The organism is Streptomyces sp. NBC_00076 (assembly GCF_045041235.1).
Lineage (GTDB): Bacteria > Actinomycetota > Actinomycetes > Streptomycetales > Streptomycetaceae > Streptomyces.
Genome location: NZ_CP108242.1, coordinates 6,576,056 through 6,595,497, shown reverse-complemented (window position 1 = coordinate 6,595,497; position 19,442 = coordinate 6,576,056). Strand labels below are relative to the sequence as shown.

16 protein-coding genes are annotated in these 19,442 nt (G+C 70.1%); 4 read left to right on the top strand and 12 right to left on the bottom strand.

Going from position 1 to position 19,442, the window contains the following annotated elements; genetic code table 11:
* The 6 genes from OHA64_RS30115 to OHA64_RS30090 all read right to left on the bottom strand — a co-directional run bounded on the left by OHA64_RS30115 (nt 1) and on the right by OHA64_RS30090 (nt 8,477).
* A complete protein-coding gene (locus OHA64_RS30115) occupies nt 1-843 on the bottom strand; it encodes an IS5 family transposase (protein WP_405618300.1) in 843 nt (280 codons plus the stop codon).
* Nucleotides 844-1,033: 190 nt separating this feature from the next.
* Nucleotides 1,034-1,330: a peptidoglycan-binding protein gene (locus OHA64_RS30110; RefSeq protein ID WP_405624174.1), complete on the bottom strand. Its 297-nt coding sequence runs from the start codon at nt 1,328-1,330 to the stop codon at nt 1,034-1,036.
* 224 nt (nt 1,331-1,554) lie between these two features.
* Nucleotides 1,555-2,058, bottom strand: coding sequence for a hypothetical protein (locus tag OHA64_RS30105; protein ID WP_405618298.1), 504 nt, complete (start codon nt 2,056-2,058; stop codon nt 1,555-1,557).
* Nucleotides 2,059-2,910: 852 nt separating this feature from the next.
* The gene (locus OHA64_RS30100) at nt 2,911-4,680 is read right to left on the bottom strand and encodes a hypothetical protein (protein ID WP_405618294.1); all 1,770 of its coding nucleotides are present in this window, start codon (nt 4,678-4,680) and stop codon (nt 2,911-2,913) included.
* Between the two features lie 3 nt (nt 4,681-4,683).
* A complete protein-coding gene (locus tag OHA64_RS30095; protein WP_405618292.1) occupies nt 4,684-7,014 on the bottom strand; it encodes a glycosyltransferase in 2,331 nt (776 codons plus the stop codon).
* Nucleotides 7,011-8,477, bottom strand: coding sequence for a glycosyltransferase family 29 protein (locus OHA64_RS30090; protein ID WP_405618290.1), 1,467 nt, complete (start codon nt 8,475-8,477; stop codon nt 7,011-7,013). The genes OHA64_RS30095 and OHA64_RS30090 overlap by 4 nt, the downstream gene beginning before the upstream one ends.
* A gap of 223 nt (nt 8,478-8,700) precedes the next feature.
* On the opposite strand from OHA64_RS30090, the gene OHA64_RS30085 reads away from it, so the two are divergent.
* Entirely contained in the window at nt 8,701-9,825 is a 1,125-nt protein-coding gene (locus tag OHA64_RS30085; protein ID WP_405624173.1) for an acyltransferase family protein, read from the top strand.
* Nucleotides 9,826-9,899: 74 nt separating this feature from the next.
* Here OHA64_RS30085 and OHA64_RS30080 read toward each other — a convergent pair whose 3' ends face one another.
* On the bottom strand, nt 9,900-10,550 hold the full coding sequence (locus OHA64_RS30080) for a TetR/AcrR family transcriptional regulator (protein ID WP_405618288.1): 651 nt from the start codon (nt 10,548-10,550) through the stop codon (nt 9,900-9,902).
* A 74-nt stretch (nt 10,551-10,624) separates the two neighbouring features.
* On the opposite strand from OHA64_RS30080, the gene OHA64_RS30075 reads away from it, so the two are divergent.
* Nucleotides 10,625-12,058: an FAD-dependent oxidoreductase gene (locus OHA64_RS30075; protein WP_405618286.1), complete on the top strand. Its 1,434-nt coding sequence runs from the start codon at nt 10,625-10,627 to the stop codon at nt 12,056-12,058.
* Here OHA64_RS30075 and OHA64_RS30070 read toward each other — a convergent pair.
* Nucleotides 12,021-12,512 (bottom strand): MarR family winged helix-turn-helix transcriptional regulator, encoded by a 492-nt coding sequence (locus OHA64_RS30070; RefSeq protein ID WP_405618284.1) that lies wholly within the window; start codon nt 12,510-12,512, stop codon nt 12,021-12,023. The two genes, OHA64_RS30075 and OHA64_RS30070, sit on opposite strands and share 38 nt — an antisense overlap.
* A 70-nt stretch (nt 12,513-12,582) precedes the next feature.
* On the opposite strand from OHA64_RS30070, the gene OHA64_RS30065 reads away from it, so the two are divergent.
* Nucleotides 12,583-13,131 carry a phenolic acid decarboxylase gene (locus tag OHA64_RS30065; protein WP_405618282.1) on the top strand — a complete coding sequence of 183 codons (549 nt, stop codon included), beginning with the start codon at nt 12,583-12,585 and terminating at the stop codon, nt 13,129-13,131.
* A 34-nt stretch (nt 13,132-13,165) separates the two neighbouring features.
* Here the strand turns inward: OHA64_RS30065 and OHA64_RS30060 are convergent, their stop codons facing one another.
* Nucleotides 13,166-14,746 (bottom strand): methylmalonyl-CoA mutase, encoded by a 1,581-nt coding sequence (locus tag OHA64_RS30060; RefSeq protein WP_405618280.1) that lies wholly within the window; start codon nt 14,744-14,746, stop codon nt 13,166-13,168.
* Between the two features lie 178 nt (nt 14,747-14,924).
* Between OHA64_RS30060 and OHA64_RS30055 the strand changes: the two genes are divergently transcribed.
* On the top strand, nt 14,925-15,854 hold the full coding sequence (locus OHA64_RS30055) for a L,D-transpeptidase family protein (protein ID WP_405618278.1): 930 nt from the start codon (nt 14,925-14,927) through the stop codon (nt 15,852-15,854).
* Between the two features lie 254 nt (nt 15,855-16,108).
* Here OHA64_RS30055 and OHA64_RS30050 read toward each other — a convergent pair whose 3' ends face one another.
* The 3 genes from OHA64_RS30050 to OHA64_RS30040 form a co-directional block, all read right to left on the bottom strand.
* On the bottom strand, nt 16,109-17,224 hold the full coding sequence (locus tag OHA64_RS30050) for a hypothetical protein (RefSeq protein WP_405618276.1): 1,116 nt from the start codon (nt 17,222-17,224) through the stop codon (nt 16,109-16,111).
* The gene (locus OHA64_RS30045) at nt 17,224-17,886 is read right to left on the bottom strand and encodes an RNA polymerase sigma factor (protein ID WP_405618273.1); all 663 of its coding nucleotides are present in this window, start codon (nt 17,884-17,886) and stop codon (nt 17,224-17,226) included. Before OHA64_RS30045 ends, OHA64_RS30050 begins: the two co-directional genes overlap by 1 nt.
* A gap of 602 nt (nt 17,887-18,488) precedes the next feature.
* Nucleotides 18,489-19,349: a hypothetical protein gene (locus tag OHA64_RS30040; RefSeq protein WP_405618271.1), complete on the bottom strand. Its 861-nt coding sequence runs from the start codon at nt 19,347-19,349 to the stop codon at nt 18,489-18,491.
* Nucleotides 19,350-19,442 lie beyond the last annotated feature (93 nt).

The following is a 19,442-nucleotide window of genomic DNA, read 5'->3' as shown; positions in this document are numbered from 1 at the left end:
TCATGGGCGGCGTCGAGGACGGGTGTCCCAGCGGTGTGTGGTCCATGCCTGCCGGATCAGACTGCGCACGGTGATGATCGTGTCGGCGAGGTCGAAGAAGGCGTCGATGACGGTGGTGCGCCGCTCGTAGCAGCGGGCGAGCCGGTAGAAGGCGTTCTGCCAGGCGTGGGTGCGTTCGACATGCCAACGCCGACTGGCCTGGATGGGCGCCTTCTCCCCCTTGTGCGCGATGCGTCCGTGCAGGCCGCGTTCGTTGAGCAGTGCGCGGGTCCTGTCCGAGTCGTAGCCGGCGTCCAGGTGCACGGTGATGTTGTCGGGTAACGGCCCCAGGTCGTTCAGACGATCCAGGGTCGGGGCGAGCAACGGGGAGTCGTGGCGGTTGGCACCGGCCAGGACACGACCCAGTGGAATGCCGTACCCGTCCGTCATGCCCGAGCGTTTCAGGCCCTGTTTGCCGCGGTCGACCGGTGAGCGACCGGCCACCTCGCCGCCTCCGGGCGCCTTGGTGATGGATCCGTCCACGGCGATCTGATCGAGGACGAGGCCGACGATCCGGTCGTAGGAGTCCAGCGCGATCTGCTTGATCTGGGCGAACACGCCGAGTTGTATCCACTCATCGCGGCGGCTGCGGATCGTGGTGGCCGAGCAGGTCGTGTCGGCGATCGCCTCGTAGGAGCAGCCGAAGCGCAGCAGCTGCAGCATCTTGTCGAAGATGCTCCGGTCACTGATGCGCCGGCGGTGACAGCCGAGTGGATGGTCCGGATGGAACTCCGGCCGCTCGGGCAGCAGAGCTACGAATTGGTCCCAGAGCGGTTCGGTGAGCCATGATGGCAACGCGGGCACAGGTCTCCTCAGTGGTCACAGAGCGTCGCAACTCCATGATCACCAGGACCTGTGCCCGTTCTGTTGCCGGGGTCCCCAACCGCACCTATCCGCGCGACCTCTAAGTGGATACGCGGCAAGCGCATCGCCCGCAAGGGCGTCGATTCAGCGAACGGTTGGGCCGCCGCCGTTTTCAGCCCCGTTCTGCCGATCAGCAGACAGACGTGTTCGAGTTGGCCCAGAAGACGAGGAACGACCATGTCTGGGACCCGATGAGTCCGTCCACAACAATGCCGGCGCACTGCTGGAACTGCCTCACCGCCGCGTCCGTCTGTGATCCGAAGTCGCCGTCTTCCGCCAAGTTTGTGTCTGTCATGGAATTGTTCAGATAACACTGAGCTTGCTGCACCGCTGACCCTGAAGAATCGAGACGCAGGTTGGGGCGCAGCTTTGTGTAGTTGCAGACATCGACGCTCCCATGCCCCACAGCACTGCCGGGCAGCGACATAGCTATCGAGGCGCCCCGCGCAGGCAAGTGGCTTTCGGGTGTCGCAGTGGCGGTGCCGCCTGCAAACACAAGGGGGACTGCTAGCGTTGCAGCGATGACTATTCGCCTTCTCATGAAACACTCCATCGCACCAAGTTTCGCCGCGCCTATAACGTAACTCCCACAGGCGCCGCTCTTGAGGGCCCGACTCTGACTAACCGTGCCATTTTTCACGTACGGGCCGGTTAAATCTCGCGCGCGCTGCGCTCAGGAAACCCGTAGCTGGAGGCTATCGGATTCCATAGGTCCACAAAATCTTCCTTGCTTTCGGTGGCCAACTGGTCGGTGGACTGAGCGGCTCGGTAGGCGGCGGTATGCGGAGCTGGGCCTCCCCTCGGGCATCCGGCGTCGCCGGCCTCGTCGGCCCAGTCGGCGTAGTTGCGGTCAGAATCGCGTGATGCATCCAACGCGTCTTCAAGGTCAACGGTCAGCGTCTGGCTACCGGGTAGGTCCGAGATGTCCATCTGATCCAGCTCGTCAACGAGATCCTGCCGGTCTGTGGCCAGGTCTTGGAGCTCTTGACTGGCCGAGGAGAGACTCTCGCACCTGCTGACCTGTCCCGTGAGTGCGGCAACTCTCCGGCGTTGTTCAGCACTGCGATCAAGGAGATCATTGAGGGCCGACGCTTCCTGTTGTGGCTGCTCGGTGATCTGGACCGATTTTTGCGTGGTGGCGGTTCCGGCTTGCACTGCGGTAGGCGGCGTGCGGGTAGCTGTCTGGAAGTTCCCAGGTGACGCCGCGGTGGCGGTAGTTCCTGCCAAGGCGAGAGGGACTGCAAGGGCAGCCGTCGCAACTAGACGTCGCATGGTCCATACCTCCGTGGGCAGACGTCTTCTCTACTCAGGTGACTCTTTAATTTGGACCCTCACAGCGCGCGACCAGTCGCCCTTTGGGATCGGTTCGAGTGGCACAGCATTACCCCAGTCCACAGAGAGGACGCGGAGAGTGTAATTTACCCAGCCGCCTTCATCGCCCTGCTCATACGGGTGGTAGCCCTTCGCTTCGACGATCTCCTTGGCCTGAGTGAGGCTGATGTCGCCGGGCAGCTTCCTTGAACGGGTTGCCAACTCAGCTGAGGGAGATTAAATTTGAATGTCGACCTGGGTGAGGGCGGGGGCCGCTGTGGCCCATGAGGCAAGCATAGATGTGCCGGTAGGAACACCTTTGGCTGGAGGAGTCCAGCACATAGCTCCACCTCGCAGTTCGACTCACTGATGATTGCCCTTGAATCATCGTGCGCTTCCACCGGGCCGGGCGCATCTTGAGAGATCGATTCGTGCACTGGCCATGGCGATCTCTACCTTTGCTCCGCAAGCGCGCTGACGCAGCCCAGCGCCTTGTCGAATTCCTCATTCCCCACTTTTCCCAGGACCGAACAGATCCTCTCGGCCCTGGCGACGTCAAGCTGACGGAAGACCTTCTGGCCCCGTGAGTCTCACGGTGAGGACGTGTCGATAGCGATGCTCGTCCCGACGGAGCCAGCCCCGTGAGTCTGATCCCGTCAACTCCACGGCGGGGTCGGCTCAGCTCTGGTGACAAGCTCAGGGAGCTTCCGTTCTGCGCACGCAGAGCACTGTCGACAGGCCGCCCGTCGAACGCGGGCAGTCGTACACGGCGGTGACGCGCCGCCACAGTTCCTTGTCGACCCTGGCGGGGCGGAACCAGGTGCGGTCCAGGATGGCGTAGGGGGCCGGGTCGTGGTCGACGCAGTTCTCGTTCTCGCGGAACGACTTCAGCTGGGTGACGTCAGGGAGGTAGCGGGTGCGCTGGAGGAACGTGGCGATCGGGTAGCGGCACCGGGCGGGGTGGTCGACGTAGTACGTCGTGTCGCCGAAGGCCAGGTAGAGGACCGGGGCGTCGGCGGGCATCCGGGAACGGAGCCGGTCGGCCTCCGCCTCGGTGTCGCGCATCCCGCTCAGGTATCCGGCGTTGGTCATCCGGACCTTGCCGAACTGCACCAGGTGCGGGGAGCCGGGCCACATGCTCGCGGCCAGGCAGACGACTCCGGTGAGGGCGAGGGTGACCAGGGCGGCGGGCCGGATTCCGCGCGCGGGGCGGCGTTCCGTCGCCCGAGCCCGGGCTCGGGCTCGGTCCATGGCTCGGGCTCGGGCCTCCAGCATCACGTCCAGCACGGCCGCGATCAGGGCGAGGAACCCCAACGCCCAGACCAGGGACGGACGTTGCAGTGATCCGTCCGCTCCGGCGTACAGCACCGGCAGCGCGCCGTACAGCAGGGACACGACGCCGAAGCACCAGGGCGGCGAGCGGCGGGCGCCGCCCACGGCGATGCCCCACAGGGCGGCGGCGAGCACCGGCATCTGGGCGCCGTGGTACAGGAACCAGTTGCCCTGGACGACCACGACCGCCTGTGCGCCCAGGCCGATGGTGAGTGCCACCAGGGCCAGTTCGATGCGTCGGCCCCGGCCGGGCACCCGGGCCAGCACCAGCATCAGTGCCCCCGGGAGGAGGAGCAGCACCGGGCTCTCCACCGCCCGGTCGGCCAGGAAGCCCACCGTGCGGTCCAGGATGAAGCCGGGGTGGATGCCGGTGCGGCCGATCGCCGACTGGTTGATCCGCGGCATGTCCTCGGTCCACTGCCACTCGTGGGACCCGCCGAGCACGCTCAGCCCGAACAGGACCACCGCCGCGGGCACCCCGACCAGCGCGAGGCGTACGGCCCGGCCCCGGTCGACGGCGTACACGAGGAGCACGCCGATGGCGGCCGTGGCGGCGGTGGAGTACTTCATCATCACCGCGAGGCCCAGTGGCAGCGCGGCGAGCAGGGCCGCCGGCCACGGCCGGGACGGGCCGAGCGCGGCGGCGACGGCGACCACCGTCAGCACCACCGCCGCCCACTCCGGCTGCAGGAAGTCGTTGCGGGGCGCCAGGATCAGGGCGAGGCCGGTGGCGCCCGCGGTGAGGGCCGCCTCACGTCCGGTGACCCGGCGGGTCAGCGCCAGGTGGAGGGCGTAGGCCGATGCGGCGGCGAGCAGGATGCCCGTCGCCCCGATCACGGCCTCGCGGGCCGCCGGCGTACCGCCGAAGGAGACCCGGTCGAGGCCGGCGACGAACCACCGGTAGAAGTACGGCCGGTGGGTGAAGACCTCCGACGGCGAGTGGCCGGCCTTGGCGCCCGTGCGCAGGGCACCGAGGACGTAGTGCAGGTCACCGGTGAGGCGGCGGGTGGCCGCGGTGTACACCACGGCCACCACGGCGGGCAGGGCGACCACCGGCCACCACAGGGGTGACCGGCGGCCGTCCGCACGCGACCGTGCCTCGGCGGAGGTGTCGTCGGCCAGGGCGGTCGCCATTCGTCAGCCGCCCAGGATGACCCGGAGGTCGGCCGCGTTCGCCTCGGTGACCTTCCACAGTTCCTGCTGCCGTCCGTGCACGTCCGCGACCGTCGCGTCGTGGTCGGCGAGCAGTTCCCCCGACCGCTCCACCAGGCGCGCGGCGAGGTGCCGGTCGTGCACCGAGACACCCCACTCGGGGCGCTCGATGTCCCGCAGGAAGTACGCCATCTTGGGGTGCGAGATCAGGCTGATGATGGGCGTGCCGCAGCCGAACGGGATCATGCCCGCGTGGCCGCGCATGCCGATCACCAGCTTGGTGCGGGCGTACAGGTCCGTGATCTGGTCGTTCTCGAAGTCGTACATCGGGATGACCGGCAGCGAGATGCCGTGCTCGCGGCGCAGGTCGAAGACGATCTTCTCGTCGTCGAGCGAGTGCGCCACGCACCGCACCTCGGCCAGCTCGCCCAGGTCCCGCACGGCCCGCGCCATCTGGTCCAGGAAGTAGCCGTAGTCGTGGCCGAAGCGCAGGCCCGCCCGGTCGTAGGCGGCGTTGATCAGGATGGTGTCGTCGCGCTTCACCGGGTCCCGCCAGCCCGGCACCAGTTGGCGGGTGACCGTCGTCGGGCACGGCTGGAAGCGCACCTTGTCGTGCAGGTGGGCCGGGATCATGGCCCGCACCTTCTCGATCGAGCCGTGATTGCGCAGCCCGAAGAAGGAGGACTGCTCGACGAGTTGACGCAGCGACTCGCGGAACCGGTTGGCCCGGTAGGACTGGCCGTCGAAGGCGTTGAAGCCGACGGCGAAGACCGCTATGGGGACGTCGATGCGGTTCAGCAGTTCGTCGGGGACGTTCCACTGCCAGGCGCTGTTGCCGTTCGGCATGGTGTCCGGGATGAACAGCCCGCCACCGCCGATGACCAGGCCCCGGCGGCGGTTGACCCGCTGCAGGGCGGCCTCGTCGAACAACCGGTGGGCGTGCACGGAGTGCCAGCGGCGGGAGGTGGTGTCCGGCCCGAAGGCGGAACGGACGCTCTGAGGCAGCAGCTTGTCGCCCGCGTTGCCCTGGCGGTCCATGTAGAACGCGACGTGCGCGAGCTGGTCCTCGGCGGCGCCCGGTTCCTGGGCGGGTACGGCGGCCGCGCGCTGCGCCCACAGCCGGCTGGAGCGGTGGGTCGGGTCGACGGCCATGCCGGCCGTCGCGTACGTCAGGGCCTCGTTGTTGTCGCCGTGCACCCAGGCCATCTGGGCGAGGCGGGCGTAGGCGGTGGCGGCCCGGTTGGGGGCGGCCGTGGCCAGCAGCAGCTGCGTCTTCGCCTCGTCGTAGCGGGAGACGCTCATCAGGGCGTGCCCGTACACCTCGTGCGGCCAGGCCTCGTCGAGCGGGATGCGGACGCTGCTGAGGACGTCGACGGCGTCCTGGTAGTCGCCGGCGGAGATGTGCGCGGCAGCCACCTTGCGGGCCACGTCCACGTCCGCGGTGCGGGCGACGTGCGGGGTGCCGTAGTGGACCAGCAGGTCGTGGTGGAGGCCGCCCTGTCCGGCGAGGTAGGCGGCGTGGAAGTCGGCGTCGGACAGGTCGAACTCGCGCCAGCGGGCCTCGGCCTGGCTGTAGCCGGCCTCGCCGCCCTGCCAGGGCTTGTGGCGGCCGGTGAAGTGCAGGATCGCCGTGTCGTCGGGGACGGGCAGGTCGCCGGACAGCCGCCGCTTGACGAAGTTGTAGCGCGGGTCGAGGCGGACGAAGTCGCCGTCCAGGACGGCGTTGAGGATGCCCTGGTCGTGCTTGTCGAGTTCGTAGTCGCCGCTGCGGCCGGTGGCGTCGAGCTTGGCGCAGAACGCGTCGGACAGGTACTCGCGCTGGATGACCAGCAGACCCGAGTTGAGCTTGTGCTGGCCGTAGAAGAACTGCGAGACGGCTGCCAGTCCCTCGCGCAGTCGCAGCAGTTCGCCCAGGTCGCCGAGGACGACCATGTCGGTGTCGAGCGTGATGACGGTGTCGTACTCGCGCAGCCGGAAGACGTCGAGGATGAAGTACGCCTTGCGGACCAGGTAGTTGTCCTGGTCGCCCTTCTTGTACGAGTCGTAGTGGGCGTCGTTCACCCGGTGCAGCACGATTCGCGGGTGCAGGGCGCGGATCTGGGCGATCGAGCCGGGGCGCAGGTCGTCGTAGAGGACGACGAAGTCCTCGCACACGCCCGGGTTGGACAGGGCGAGGCTGCGCAGCAGCACGAGGAAGCCGGGCAGGTAGTTCTCGTCGACGTAACTGGCGAAGGCGATGCGGCGCTTGCCGGTGAGCGCGTGCGCGTCGGTCGCCGGGGCCAGGGGGGCGGCCGTGGCCGGGAAGGTCATGGTCATCGCAGGGATATCCTCGTGTCGGTCACGCTCTGGGCCCGCTGCATGACCCAGTCCTTCTCGCTGGTGTATTCGTGCACGGACGTGATGGCCAGCTTCATGGCCTCCGGGACGCGGTAGGCGCCGCTCTCGTAGAAGTCGAAGCCGATCAGGTCCAGGGTGGGGCTGACGTCCAGGAAGTCCAGCAGCCACAGCATGTTGAAGCCGGTGGTCGGAATGCCCGACCAGACGTCGTTGCCGAGCTTGCCGATGTTGCGCACGGGCCAGCGCAGCGACTCGTCGCCGAGGTGGGCCTGGGCGCCGGGCACCAGGCGGTTGCGCAGCGAGTACTTCCAGTCGCCGGACACGCCGCCGAAGACGAGCCGGGTGGTGACCCGCTGGTCCCAGTTGAAGCCGTGCTTGTGGATGGTGGCGTGGATGTCGGTGCGGCCGCCGGTGTGCTTCGGGTCGATCCGGTACGAGTTGAAGCGCACCACCAGGTCGTACGCGTCGATCTCGGCGCCCATCGAACTGGCGCCGACCCGACCGGAGTTGGCGATCAGGCAGATCGACTTGCCGGCGATCTGGTTGCGGAACTCGCCCAGGGTGATCCACCGCACTCCGCCGACGGTCGGGTCGGTGACCGGGCCGCGCATCCGGCTGCGGCGCTGTTCGGCGTAGAGGGCGACGGCCTCGGTGAGCGCGGGCAGGTCGACGCCGGGGACGGCGGTGCGCAGGTCGAGGTACTGGCTGAGCAGCTCCTGCCGGTCCTGCACCGGGGCGTCCTCGGCGGCCAGCGTTAGGAGCGCTCCCACGAGGCGGGGTTCGGCCTGAGTCCAGTCGCCCACGGCGTGCGCGGCGAGGCCCTCGGCCCATACGTCGGTGGCGGGGCGACGCGTGAAGTCCTGGGCGCGCGGCACCTGGCGGCCGAGGAGGGCGAACAGCTCCCGCTCCTTGTCCGCCGCGATCTTCAGGCCGTCGATCCGGGCGCGGACGCCGAAGCCGTCGTCGTCGGTGAGGGCGAGGTAGCGCTCGTACGCCTCCAGTGCCTCGGTCTCCTCGCCGAGGGCCTCCAGGAGACGCGCGCGCAGCCGCCAGCCGGCGCGGGAGTTCTTGCGCTGGGCCAGGACGGTGTCGCTGATGACGAGGGCGAGGTTCAACTCGTCGTCGTAGCCGCACTCCAGGGCCTTGTTGGCGACGGCCAGCAGGGCGTCAAGCAGGTCGTTGCCGATGCTCACCGACGGGGTCGCGGGGCCCTTGACGGCCCGCTTGAGCAGGGCGGCGGCCCCGCCGGCCGGGGCGGGCACGGGGGCGGTGACAGAGGTCGTGCCCCACACGACGAGCAGCTTGCGCAGCTGTTCGGCGAGTTCGACGCGGCGGCGGTCGATGCTGCCGACGAGTTTCCCGCTGTGTGCGGCACAGGCACGCAGGCAGTCGTCCAGCTCCCCTCCACGCGCACGTGCACGTCTCTTCTGGACCGTCGTCATGGCACTCCTGTGTTCTTTTTACCCAGCTTTAGCTGTGTTCTTGGGTTTACCGCTGCGTGGGGGGATTCTGGGGAAACTTAGGAAGTCAAAACGACATTCAGGTGAACTCACCGGGACCAGGCGGCTAATCGTTGACCGGTCGACACGGACCTCCCTGCGATTCGGACTAACGTGCTGGCAAGCACCCGAAGGAACGCCCGTCGAGGGGAATTTCGTGACCAGCATGACCGTCCGGCCGGTGCCCGACGCGTCCGCGCCCGTGCTGCCCCCGGCGGAACGGACCGGCGCCCGGCGAAAGCCCCGGCTGCGCGCCCTCGACGGACTGCGGCTCGTCGCCGCGCTGATGGTGGCCGCCTATCACTACGGCGGCCGGGGCGGCGAGATCACCCACGCCTGGGGAAGTTCGCCGGACAAACAGTTCCCCACGCTGCACACCTATTTCGCGTACGGCTGTCTCGGCGTCCAAATCTTTTTCGTGATCAGCGGATTCGTGATCTGCATGAGCGGCTGGGGCCGACCCCTGAAGTCGTTCTTCGCCTCCCGCGCCTCCCGGCTGCTGCCCGCCTACTGGGCGGCCGTCCTGCTGGTGACGGCGGTGTTCGCGCTGCCGATGGTCACCTACAAGGCGCTGTCGCCGAGCGACACGCTGGTGAACCTGACGATGCTCCAGTACCCGCTGGGCGTGGACCGGGTGCTGGGCGTGTGCTGGACGCTGTGGGCGGAGGTCCGCTTCTACGCCCTGTTCGCGCTGTGCGTCGTGCTGCCCGGGGCCTCACGCCGGCGCGTGATCATGTTCTGCGCGGGCTGGACCCTCGCGGCGGCGATCACCCAGGGCGCGCACCAGCCGCTGCTCGACATCGTGTTCATGCCGGAGTACGCCCCGTTCTTCATCGGCGGCGTCGGCCTCTACCTCGTCCACCGCGACCGCAAGGACGTCTACGCCTGGGGCATCGTGGCCGTGAGCTTCCTCATCGGGCAGCACTACGCGGTGCGCAGCCTGTGGAACGCCGCGGACCCGAACGCCTTCGCCCACCGCACCTCGCTCGGGATCGTCCTCGTAGTCGCCTTCGGTTTCGTCGCGGTCGCGGCCATCGCGCTCGGCTGGTTCGGCTGGGCCGACTGGCGCTGGCTGACGGTGGCCGGGGCGCTGACGTACCCGTTCTACCTGGTCCACGAGCACCTCGGCTGGGTCGTGGTGCGCGCCCTGCACGTCAGCCTGGGCCTGCCGTCGGCGGCGACCTTCGTCCTGACGGTCCTGTCGATGCTGCTGCTGGCCTGGCTGCTGAACCGGTACGTCGAGAAGCCGCTGACGCCGAGGCTGCGGGCGGCACTGGCGAAGGTGCGCTGACGGCTCACTCGGGTCCGTGGCTCGGGCTCGTTCCCCGGCTGCCGTGTGTGTCTCTCGCTCCGGCGCCGTTCCGCCTACTCGATCCCGTACTGCGCCCCGATCCCCGCGATCACCAGCGCGAGCCCCTCCTCGAAGTGCTGGTCGTAGTCCTGGAACAGCTCCGCGCCCGCCCGGGCCGACAGCGGGAAGTCGGCCATGAGGCGGGCGCGTTCCTCGATGTCGTAGCCCTCGCGGCGCTCGCCGGGCAGCGGCTGGACTCCCTGTTCCTCGGTGACGAAACCGAGGGTGTAGACGTGCGTCGTCCCGGTCGCGCGCACGGCCTGCGCGAGGCTGAGGCCGGCGCCCGTGAACAGGCGCAGGTTGTCCTCCATCTGCTCGGCGTGGACGATGCCGGTGAAGCGTGAGCCGCTGAAGACCTTCGCGCCGTCCCGGTAGCCGAGCAGCGCCGCACGCAGTCCGCGGTTGGACTTCAGCAACCGCTCCCGCCAGCTGTCGCCGGGGGCCAGGGGCGTCCCCGCGACCATCCGGCGGTACATCTCCGTCGCCATCTCGTCGAGCAGCTCCTGCTTGTCCTTGAAGTGCCAGTACAGGGCGGGCGCCTTGACGTCCAGCTCCTTGGCGATGGCGCGCAGGGTCAGTCCGTCCAGACCCACCTCGTTCAGGAGCGTCAGTGCGGCGTCCGCGACTCGTCGGCGGTCGAGTGGGGCTCGTCGTTCCGTGTTCACGCTTGACAGCTTAACAACGTTAAGGGCATCGTCATGGCCGACGGAACTTAACAACGTTAAGGAAGGTGGGCGCCATGGATACGGACGTCTTGATCGTGGGTGCGGGCCCGACCGGGCTCGCCCTGGGGATCGACCTCGCCCGGCAGGGCGTGGCCGCGCTGGTGGTGGAGCGTGCGGACACGCTGTTCCCCGGTTCACGCGGCAAGGGCATCCAGCCGCGCACGATGGAGGTCTTCGACGACCTCGGCGTGCTCGACGCGATCCGCGAGGCCGGGGGCGGCTACCCGGTCCAGATGATCTGGCAGGACGGACGGCGGGTGGGCGAGCACCGGATGTTCGAACCGGTGGAGGTCAGTGAGGACGCGCCGTACACCGAGCCGCTGATGGTGCCGCAGTGGCGCACCCAGGAGATCCTGTTCGCCCGGCTGACGGAGCTCGGCGGGCGGGTCGCCTTCGGCCGGGAGGTCACCGGGCTCGACCAGGACGAGGACGGCGTGACCGTACGGTTCGGCGCGACCGCGCGATCCGGGGCGGGGGACAGCCTCCGCGCGCGCTACGTGGTCGCCGCCGACGGCGGCCGCTCGACCGTGCGCCGCGCGCTGGGCATCGGCATGACCGGGGAGACCGTCGACCCGAACCCCCTGCTGGTGGCGGACGTCCGGATCGCCGGCCTGGACCGCGACCACTGGCACGCCTTCCCGCCGGGCGGGGAAGCCGAGGGCTACCTCGCGATCTGCCCGCTGGCCGGCACGGAGGACTTCCAGATGGTCGCCCAGTTCCCGGAGGGGACCTCGGTGGACCTCTCGCTCGACGCCATCCGCAAGGTCGTCGCGACCCGCTCCCACCTGGCCCCCGAGGACGTCACCGAGGTGCGCTGGGCCTCGGACTTCCGCCCCCGGGCGGCTCTCGCGGACCGCTTCCGCGCCGGGCGGGTCTTCCTCGCCGGGGACGCGGCCCACATCCACTCCCCCGCCGGCGGCCAGGGCCTGAACACCAGCGTCCAGGACGCCTACAACCTGGGCTGGAAACTGGGCGCGGTCCTGCGGGACGGAGCACCGGCGGCCCTGCTGGACACCTACGAGGAGGAGCGGCGTCCCGTCGCCGCGGAGGTGCTCGGACTGTCGACGAGCGTCCATCGCGGCGAGACCAGGCGGGGCGGGGCGACCCGGCAACTCGGCCTGGGATACCGGGAGTCGACGCTCACACGGGAGACCCGGCCGACGGCGGACGGGCTCCGGGCCGGTGACCGCGCCCCGGACGCCACGGTCGCCGGCGTCCGCCTCTTCGACGCGTTCCGGGGGCCGCACTGGACGCTGCTCGCCCTGGACACCGAGGCGCCGGAACCCGGAGCGCCGGTCCGTGTCGTGCGCGGGCCCGCGCACAAGACGTACGGGGCGGGCCTGTTCCTCGTCCGCCCGGACGGTTACGTCGGCTGGGCCGGGGACACGGCGGCGGGGTCGGCGGAGTACCTCACGCGGTTCGGGCCGGGCCGGGACCACCGGCCCTGACCTCCAGGGCGGGCACCAGTCCGTCGAGCACCGGCAGCGCGGCGGCCAGGGTCGCCCGGTCGGCGGGCGGGAGGCCGGCCACGGCCGCGGCCAGGGCCGAGGTGCTGGCACGGTCGTAGCGGGCGAGCAGGTCGAGGGCCCGGGCCGAGGGGGTCAGTACGACGGCCCGGGCGTCGTCGGGATCGGCCGTGCGCTCGACCAGACCGGCCGCCGCCAGCGCCTTCACGAGGTTGCTCACCGTGGACGGCGCCACCCGCAGCCGGGCCGCCGCCTCGCGCGGTGCGAGCGGACCGTCGCCGGTCAGCACGCGCAGCAGCTCGATCTGCGCCTCGGGCAGCTCGGGCAGCCCTTCGGTCGTGCGGGTCGCCCGGAGCACCGCGCGGCGCAACGGGCCGAGCAGCCGCCCGAGTTCGTGGGCGACATCCTGCGGGTCGCGGTCGGCCGTGCTGTCCATGCGCCCATTCTGCCCGCCCCTCCGACCTAGCGGTTTTGCCACAAAATTATTTTGTGGCAAAATGAAATGCATGAGTACGACGCACACGACCACGAGGCACCAGACCACAGTCACCGACCCGGTCCCCCACCAGGACCTCTCCGGCATCGTCGGACACCGCTTCATCTACACGTATGCCAACGGCTGGCAGTACGAGATGTACGTCAAGAACGCGACGACCATCGACTACCGCATCCACTCCGGCCATGTGGGCGGCCGCTGGGTGAAGGACCAGGAAGTCGATCTGGTCGCGCTCACCGAGGGCATCTACAAGGTCTCCTGGACCGAGCCGACCGGCACGTCGGTGTCGGTGAACGTGCTGCCCGCCGAGCGGGTGCTGCACGGGGTGATCTTCTTCCCGGAGTGGATCCGCACCCACGGCGAGCGGACCGTCCTCTTCCAGAACGACCACCTCGACGAGATGCGCGGCTACCGCGACGAGGGCCCGACCTACCCGATCTACGTCGTCCCGGAGTTCGCCCGGATCACGCTCTTCGAGTACGTCGGCGAGGACGACGAGGACGTGGTGTCGGTGGCGCCGGGCGACCTGCCGACGGGCTGGTCGGACCGCGCGAACTGACCTCGGGGAGCCGCTCGCCCTCGCGGCACGCCACTCAGAAGGTGTCCGAGGGCACGTACGTCCCCCAGACCCCCCGCAACGCGTTGCACACCTCGCCCACCGTCGCCCGGGCCCGCAACGCGTCCTTCATCGGGTACAGGACGTTGTCCTCGCCCTCGGCCGCCTTCTTCAGGGCGTCCAGGGCGGAGTCCACCGCCGCCCGGTCCCGCTCGGCCCGCAGCTTCGCGAGGCGCTCCGCCTGCTGGGCCTCGATCGCCGGGTCCACCCGGAGCGGCTCGTACGGCTCCTCCTCGTCGAGCTGGTAGCGGTTGACCCCGACCACGACCCGCTCGCCGGAGTCCGTCTCCTGGGCGATCCGGTAGGCGGAGCGCTCGATCTCGCCCTTCTGGAAGCCGTGCTCGATCGCGTCGACCGCGCCGCCGAGTTCCTCGACCCTCGTCATCAGCTCGACGGCCGCCGCCTCGACGTCGTCGGTCATCCTCTCGATGACATACGAGCCGGCGAAGGGGTCGACGGTCGCGGTCACGTCCGTCTCGTAGGCCAGCACCTGCTGCGTGCGCAGCGCCAGCCGCGCGGACTTGTCCGTCGGCAGGGCGATCGCCTCGTCGAAGGAGTTCGTGTGCAGCGACTGGGTGCCGCCGAGGACCGCGGCGAGCCCCTGCACCGCCACCCGGACCAGGTTCACCTCCGGCTGCTGGGCGGTCAGCTGCACGCCCGCCGTCTGCGTGTGGAAGCGCAGCATCAGCGACTTGGGGTTCTTCGCGCCGAACTCCTCCTTCATCACCCGCGCCCAGATCCTGCGGGCGGCTCGGAACTTGGCGACCTCTTCCAGGAGCGTCGTTCGGGCGACGAAGAAGAACGACAGGCGCGGGGCGAAGTCGTCGACGTCCATGCCGGCCGCGACCGCCGTCCGTACGTACTCGATGCCGTCCGCGAGGGTGAACGCGATCTCCTGCGCCGGGGAGGCCCCCGCCTCCGCCATGTGATAGCCGGAGATCGAGATCGTGTTCCACTTCGGGATCTCGGCCCCGCAGTACTTGAAGATGTCCGCGATCAGCCGCAGCGACGGCTTCGGCGGGAAGATGTACGTCCCGCGCGCGATGTACTCCTTCAGTACGTCGTTCTGGATCGTGCCGGTGAGCTTGTCGGCGCTCACGCCCTGCTCCTCGGCGACCAGTTGGTACAGGAGCAGGAGAAGGGCGGCGGGCGCGTTGATCGTCATCGACGTCGAGACCTGGTCCAGCGGGATCCCGCCGAACAGCACCCGCATGTCGTCGATCGAGTCGATGGCCACGCCGACCTTGCCGACCTCGCCGCTCGCGATCGGCGCGTCCGAGTCGTGGCCCATCTGGGTCGGCAGGTCGAAGGCGACCGACAGGCCCGTCGTGCCGTGGGCGATCAGCCGGCGGTAGCGGGCGTTGGACTCCGTCGCCGTACCGAAGCCGGCGTACTGGCGCATGGTCCAGGGGCGGCCGGTGTACATCGACGGGTAGACGCCGCGGGTGTACGGGTACGCCCCCGGTTCGCCCAGCTTCTCGGCCGGGTCCCAGCCCGCCAGGTCCTCAGGCCCGTAGGCCGGCTCGATGGGCAGTCCGGACTCCGACTCGCGCGTCATGGTCTGTTGCCTCCGTCTGAGCAGTCACTCGCCAGTCACTCGCCAGTTCCTGAAACAACAATGCCGTGCCGTTCGCGAGCCGTCATTCGGGGGGAGATTCGGGGGGAGCATCTTCGGTGGCTGGTTCGGCGGCACGTTCGGTTGCCCCGGGCAGATCGGTGAGACGACGGGGGTTGGGATGCGTACTACGGGCGTGGGGAGAACGATCGTCGCGCTGCTGGCGCTGGCCACGGTGTGCGGCTGCACGGTGCAACCCTCCGACGAGGACGGGAAGTCCCGCTCGCCGGTGCACATCGACGTCTCCGGCAGCACCCCTCCCAAGGCCTCCGCCGACACGGACGCAGGTGCGGACGCCGGCACGGATGCCGGTACGGATGAGAGCACCGGTACCGGCAGGGACACCGACTCCGGCGAGGACACGAAGGGCGGCGAGCCGAGCGCGACGCCCGCCTCGCCCGCGCCCGCCTCGCCCGCGCCCGTCGTCCTGTGGTCGCGGGGCGACAGCGGACAGGACATCCGCGAGCTCCAGGCCCGGCTGCGGCAGGTCGCCTGGCTGTACGACGGGCCGACGGGGACGTACGACGACCTGACCGAGCAGGCGGTGGAGGGCTTCCAGGGCAAGCGCGGGCTGCCGAAGACGGGGCGGACGGACAGCGTCACCTGGCAGCGGCTGCTCGGGATGACGCACGAGCCGGGCAAGTGGGAGCTGTACCTGATGGGCGGACAGCCGGCCGCCGCGCCGGACCCGCGCTGCTTGACCGGCCGGGTGCTCTGTGTCAGCAAGTCCAGCCGCACCCTGCGCTGGATGGTCGACGGCCGCACACTCATGACCCTGCCGGTCCGCTTCGGCTCGCAGTACACACCCACCCGCGAGGGTGTGTTCAGCGTCTACTGGAAGTCCCGGCACCATGTGTCGACGCTCTACGACTCACCGATGCCGTACGCCATGTTCTTCAGCGGCGGCCAAGCCGTGCACTACTCGTACGACTTCGCCGCCCGTGGCTACTCCGGCGGCTCGCACGGCTGCGTCAACGTACGGGACGAGGCGGCGATCGCGGACCTGTTCGGGCGGGTGCGGAACGGCGACAAGGTCGTCGTGTACTGGTGAGTCCCGTGGCGCTCCCCGAGCGGGAGACGTGTGGTTGCCGAGCGGGAGACGTATGGGGCGCGGGCGGGACCGGGGGAACGTGTCCCGCCCGCGCCAGGTGCACGAGCCGTGAGTACGGGGGGAACCCCGGCTCAGTGCGACGGCCGATGACCAGTCGGCACACTCATTACTGCGCCCCGGCCCCCAGAAACGTCACACCCCGCCCGCAGGAATTTTCACCACTTGAGAAACCGCAGGTCAGAAGGGTGTGACGCTCAAACGATGCGGGTGCGGGTGCCGGCATCGGGGTCGTGACGGTTGCCGCCGGAGCCCCAGTGCGGCCCGTCGCCGCCTCTGTCCCCGTGCTTGCCGCTCTCGCCGTGCTCGCCGCCCAGGCTTCCGGTACCGCCCGCACCTCTGCCCCGTTGGCCTCTGCCGTCACCGTGGCCGTCGTCGTCCTTGTCGCCCTGGCCGGCCTTCTTCGTGCGCTCCTCGCGGTCCTTCTTGCCGTTCTTGCCGTTCTTGCCGTTCTTGACGTCGTTGTCAGCGGACGCGCTGTCGGCCAGCATCGCCTTGCAGTACTTCTTCACGTGCGAGGAGCCGCCCGCCGCGCCCTCCAGGGCGTTCCTGCGGTCGGCGGTCAGCCCCTTGCCGTCACGCATGTCACGGCAGGCCGAGAGGGAGCCGCGCGAGGCGTTCCCCGGGCGACCGACCCGGCCGTCGGAGCCGGCGCTCGTGCCGGGGTCCGGGGTGGACCCCTCTCGTGCGGTGTCGCGCGAGGAGCCCTGGCCGGAGCCGGTGGCGCCGCCGGGCGAGGGCTCGCTCCGGGAGGCCCCGGGCGACGGTGGGACGAGCGGGCGGTTCGGTGTCACCGGGGCGGAGGCCGAGGAACCGGGATCCGGTTCGGCCCGGCCGAACGGCGATGGCAGGACTCCGGTTCCGACCGCGACGGCGGCTGCTGAGCCGACCATGCCGACAGCCAGCGCGGCGGCCAGTCCCAGGCGGATCGTTCGGCCCCGGCGGGGGCGCGGGTCGCCCCGGCCAGGTCCGCCGATGCGCACGACACCGATGTCGGGGGTGGCCGGGGCACCGCCGCGAGCGCGCTCGCCGAGGCCGGTCCGCCCGCCGGTCCGTTGCTCGGCTGACCCCTCGGGCAGGCTTTCCGCGCGGGCCGTGCGCGCCGTGCGCGCCGTGCGGAAAGCGGCCAACGCGGCGGCCTCACCGGGGAGTTCGGCGCTGGTGGGTGCGGTTTCCACGGACAGCGCGTCCAGGGTTTTGGCGAGCCTCTCGGCCCGGTCGCGGTCGGTCACGTCGACGGCTTCGAGGGACTCTCCGCTCAGCAAACGCTCCGCCGTTTCGCGGTCCAGCCACCTGTACTGCTCGTCGGCCATCACATGTCCCTCTGCGTCCGCGCGCGCGTATGCGTCACACCAGCGGACGTCACCGCACCTCCGCGCGGTTCTCGCGGGGGCGGCAGGGCGTCGAGCACCCCGGCCGATTCCGGATCCTCGTCGAGCAGTTCGGCGAGCCGCTTCAGACCGCGGTGCGCGGCCGTCCGTACGGCGCCCGGGCGCTTGCCGAGCGTCTCGGCCGCGCTCTTCGCGTCGAGGCCCACGACCACGCGCAGCACGACGGCCTCCGCCTGATCCTGCGGCAGCCGGGCGATGAGGGACAGCGTGGTGTCGGTGGCGAGGGACTCGATGGCCTCACCCGCGGTGTCGGACTCGGCGGGCTTGCCGGTCAGCTCGGTCTCGTCGCCGACCGTCGCGGGGCGGCGCCCACGCATGCGGATGTGGTCCAGGGCGCGGTTGCGGGCTATCCGGGCGGCCCAGCCGCGGAACCGGTCTCCGTCGCCGCTGAACCGCTCCAGGTCACGGGCTATCTGCAGCCAGGCCTCGGAGGTCACGTCCTCGGCGTCCGGGTCTCCGACCAGTGTCCGGACGTACCCGAGCAGCCGCGGGTGCACGGCGCGGTACACGGTCCGGAACGCGGTCTCGTCCCCACCCTGTGCCGCGAGCACCGCGACGGTCAGCTCCGCGTCGTCCCCCAGCACCCGTGCTTACCTCAAGAGATGGTCGAGTCGATGGTCGCTTCGAGCCGGCTTCCGGGCCGGCTTCACGGCTGGCTTCGCGCCGCCTTCGACCGCGATAGTTGCGATGATCATGCAACTTCACGTCCGGCGCGAAAGGCACGTTACGACCTGAAACCACTGCTCGTCCATGTCCGTCCACGATGCAACTACCTCGTGATGTGGCGAGTGGCACGGGGGATGCCCAGGATCGGTGTGACAGAAAACGCAGCCCAGGCGCTGTAGGAAGTACGGGCCGCCGCGCGACCCGTACCGCGCGACGGCCGGGGCCTCTCCTGTGGGGGGTGGCGGCCCCGGCCGTCTCCGTGGTTTTCGACCTCTGACCTGCGACGAGGCACGGAACCTGTGAACCGCCGGTGACCATAGACCCGGCGAAATCCGATACCTGGCAGCGGTGCGCCACACCTGGAGGCCCGCCCAACCCGACCACATCTAGCGCAGTCGGCGTGCGCGGTGCTGGAAGTCCAGGCCCCCGCGCGGCCCAACCGCAGGCAATCGGACTCGCCCGGTCAGAAGACCGGCCGCTCCGGACGTTGCCTTGGCCACCCGCCCACGAGGCCGTACGACTACTTCTTCCCAGCCTTGGGATCGGCGTTGAGCCCGTTTGTGGGTTCTGCGTTGGGTCCGGCTGTGGATTCGGCCTTGGGTTCCGCGCTGGATCCGGGTGAGGAGTCGGCCTTGGGTTCGGCGTTGGGTCCGGCGTTGGGGCCGGCGGTGGATTCGGCCTTGGGATCGACCTTCGGTTCGGCCTTGCCCTTGAGGTCCGCCTTGTCCTTGCTGTCGCCCTTGGCCTGGGACGTCGCCTCCGCCAGTCGCTGCGCGCAGTAGGCGCGGACGTTCGCCTCGCCATCCGCTGCCGTGACGAGCCGCTGCCAGGCCGTCGAGTCGAGCGCCTTGCCCTGGGTCTCGACCTTCGCGTACGCCCGACAGTGGGCCAGGGTGTCCTTCGCGGTGCCCGGCCGGTCCGAGGGCGCGGTGACGGTGCGGGAGTCCGGGTGCGGGGGAGAGTGCGGGGCGCTCGGCCGGGACTCGGTGCTCGTCGGCGGATGCGGACGGGCGGCCCCGTCCCCCGCGCCGTGCGTGTCGCCGCCTGCCGTACCGATCGCCGCGAACGCGACACCGCCCAGCGTGAGGCTCGCGAGAACCACGGAGAGCGTCGCCCGCACCGACCAGGCACCCCGCCGCCGCTCCCGGGGCCGCCAGTCGTCCCGGCGCCGGGTCCGCGTCCGGTGCGCCCCCGCGTCCCGTGCGGTCCGGAAGGCGGCCACGGCCCGCGACTCGCCCTCGTCATCGACCCGACCCCCGCGCAGGGCGGCGCCGAGCAGGTCCTCCAGCTCCACGGTGGGGGCGGACCCGGGCGCGGTGTCGGAGGCGCGGTGCACACGCTGACGGCCCGGTGTCCGGTTGCCGTTGTGTCGCTCACCCATGCCGTGTCCGTCCCTGTCCGTCTCTGTCCGTCTCTGTCCGTCTCTGTCCGCCCCTGGCCGGCCCCGTTCGTCCCGCATCGTTCGGTCGTCCGA

What these genes read in the sequence shown, in the direction of transcription:
- OHA64_RS30110 (WP_405624174.1), bottom strand. Translation starts at nt 1,330, where the DNA reads ATGTCGCTGCCCGGCAGTGCTGTGGGGCATGGGAGCGTCGATGTCTGC.
- OHA64_RS30100 (WP_405618294.1), bottom strand. Translation starts at nt 4,680, where the DNA reads ATGGCGACCGCCCTGGCCGACGACACCTCCGCCGAGGCACGGTCGCGT.
- OHA64_RS30095 (WP_405618292.1), bottom strand. Translation starts at nt 7,014, where the DNA reads ATGACCATGACCTTCCCGGCCACGGCCGCCCCCCTGGCCCCGGCGACC.
- OHA64_RS30090 (WP_405618290.1), bottom strand. Translation starts at nt 8,477, where the DNA reads ATGACGACGGTCCAGAAGAGACGTGCACGTGCGCGTGGAGGGGAGCTG.
- OHA64_RS30085 (WP_405624173.1), top strand. Translation starts at nt 8,701, where the DNA reads ATGACCGTCCGGCCGGTGCCCGACGCGTCCGCGCCCGTGCTGCCCCCG.
- OHA64_RS30075 (WP_405618286.1), top strand. Translation starts at nt 10,625, where the DNA reads ATGGATACGGACGTCTTGATCGTGGGTGCGGGCCCGACCGGGCTCGCC.
- OHA64_RS30070 (WP_405618284.1), bottom strand. Translation starts at nt 12,512, where the DNA reads ATGGACAGCACGGCCGACCGCGACCCGCAGGATGTCGCCCACGAACTC.
- OHA64_RS30065 (WP_405618282.1), top strand. Translation starts at nt 12,583, where the DNA reads ATGAGTACGACGCACACGACCACGAGGCACCAGACCACAGTCACCGAC.
- OHA64_RS30060 (WP_405618280.1), bottom strand. Translation starts at nt 14,746, where the DNA reads ATGACGCGCGAGTCGGAGTCCGGACTGCCCATCGAGCCGGCCTACGGG.
- OHA64_RS30055 (WP_405618278.1), top strand. Translation starts at nt 14,925, where the DNA reads ATGCGTACTACGGGCGTGGGGAGAACGATCGTCGCGCTGCTGGCGCTG.
- OHA64_RS30050 (WP_405618276.1), bottom strand. Translation starts at nt 17,224, where the DNA reads ATGGCCGACGAGCAGTACAGGTGGCTGGACCGCGAAACGGCGGAGCGT.
- OHA64_RS30040 (WP_405618271.1), bottom strand. Translation starts at nt 19,349, where the DNA reads ATGGGTGAGCGACACAACGGCAACCGGACACCGGGCCGTCAGCGTGTG.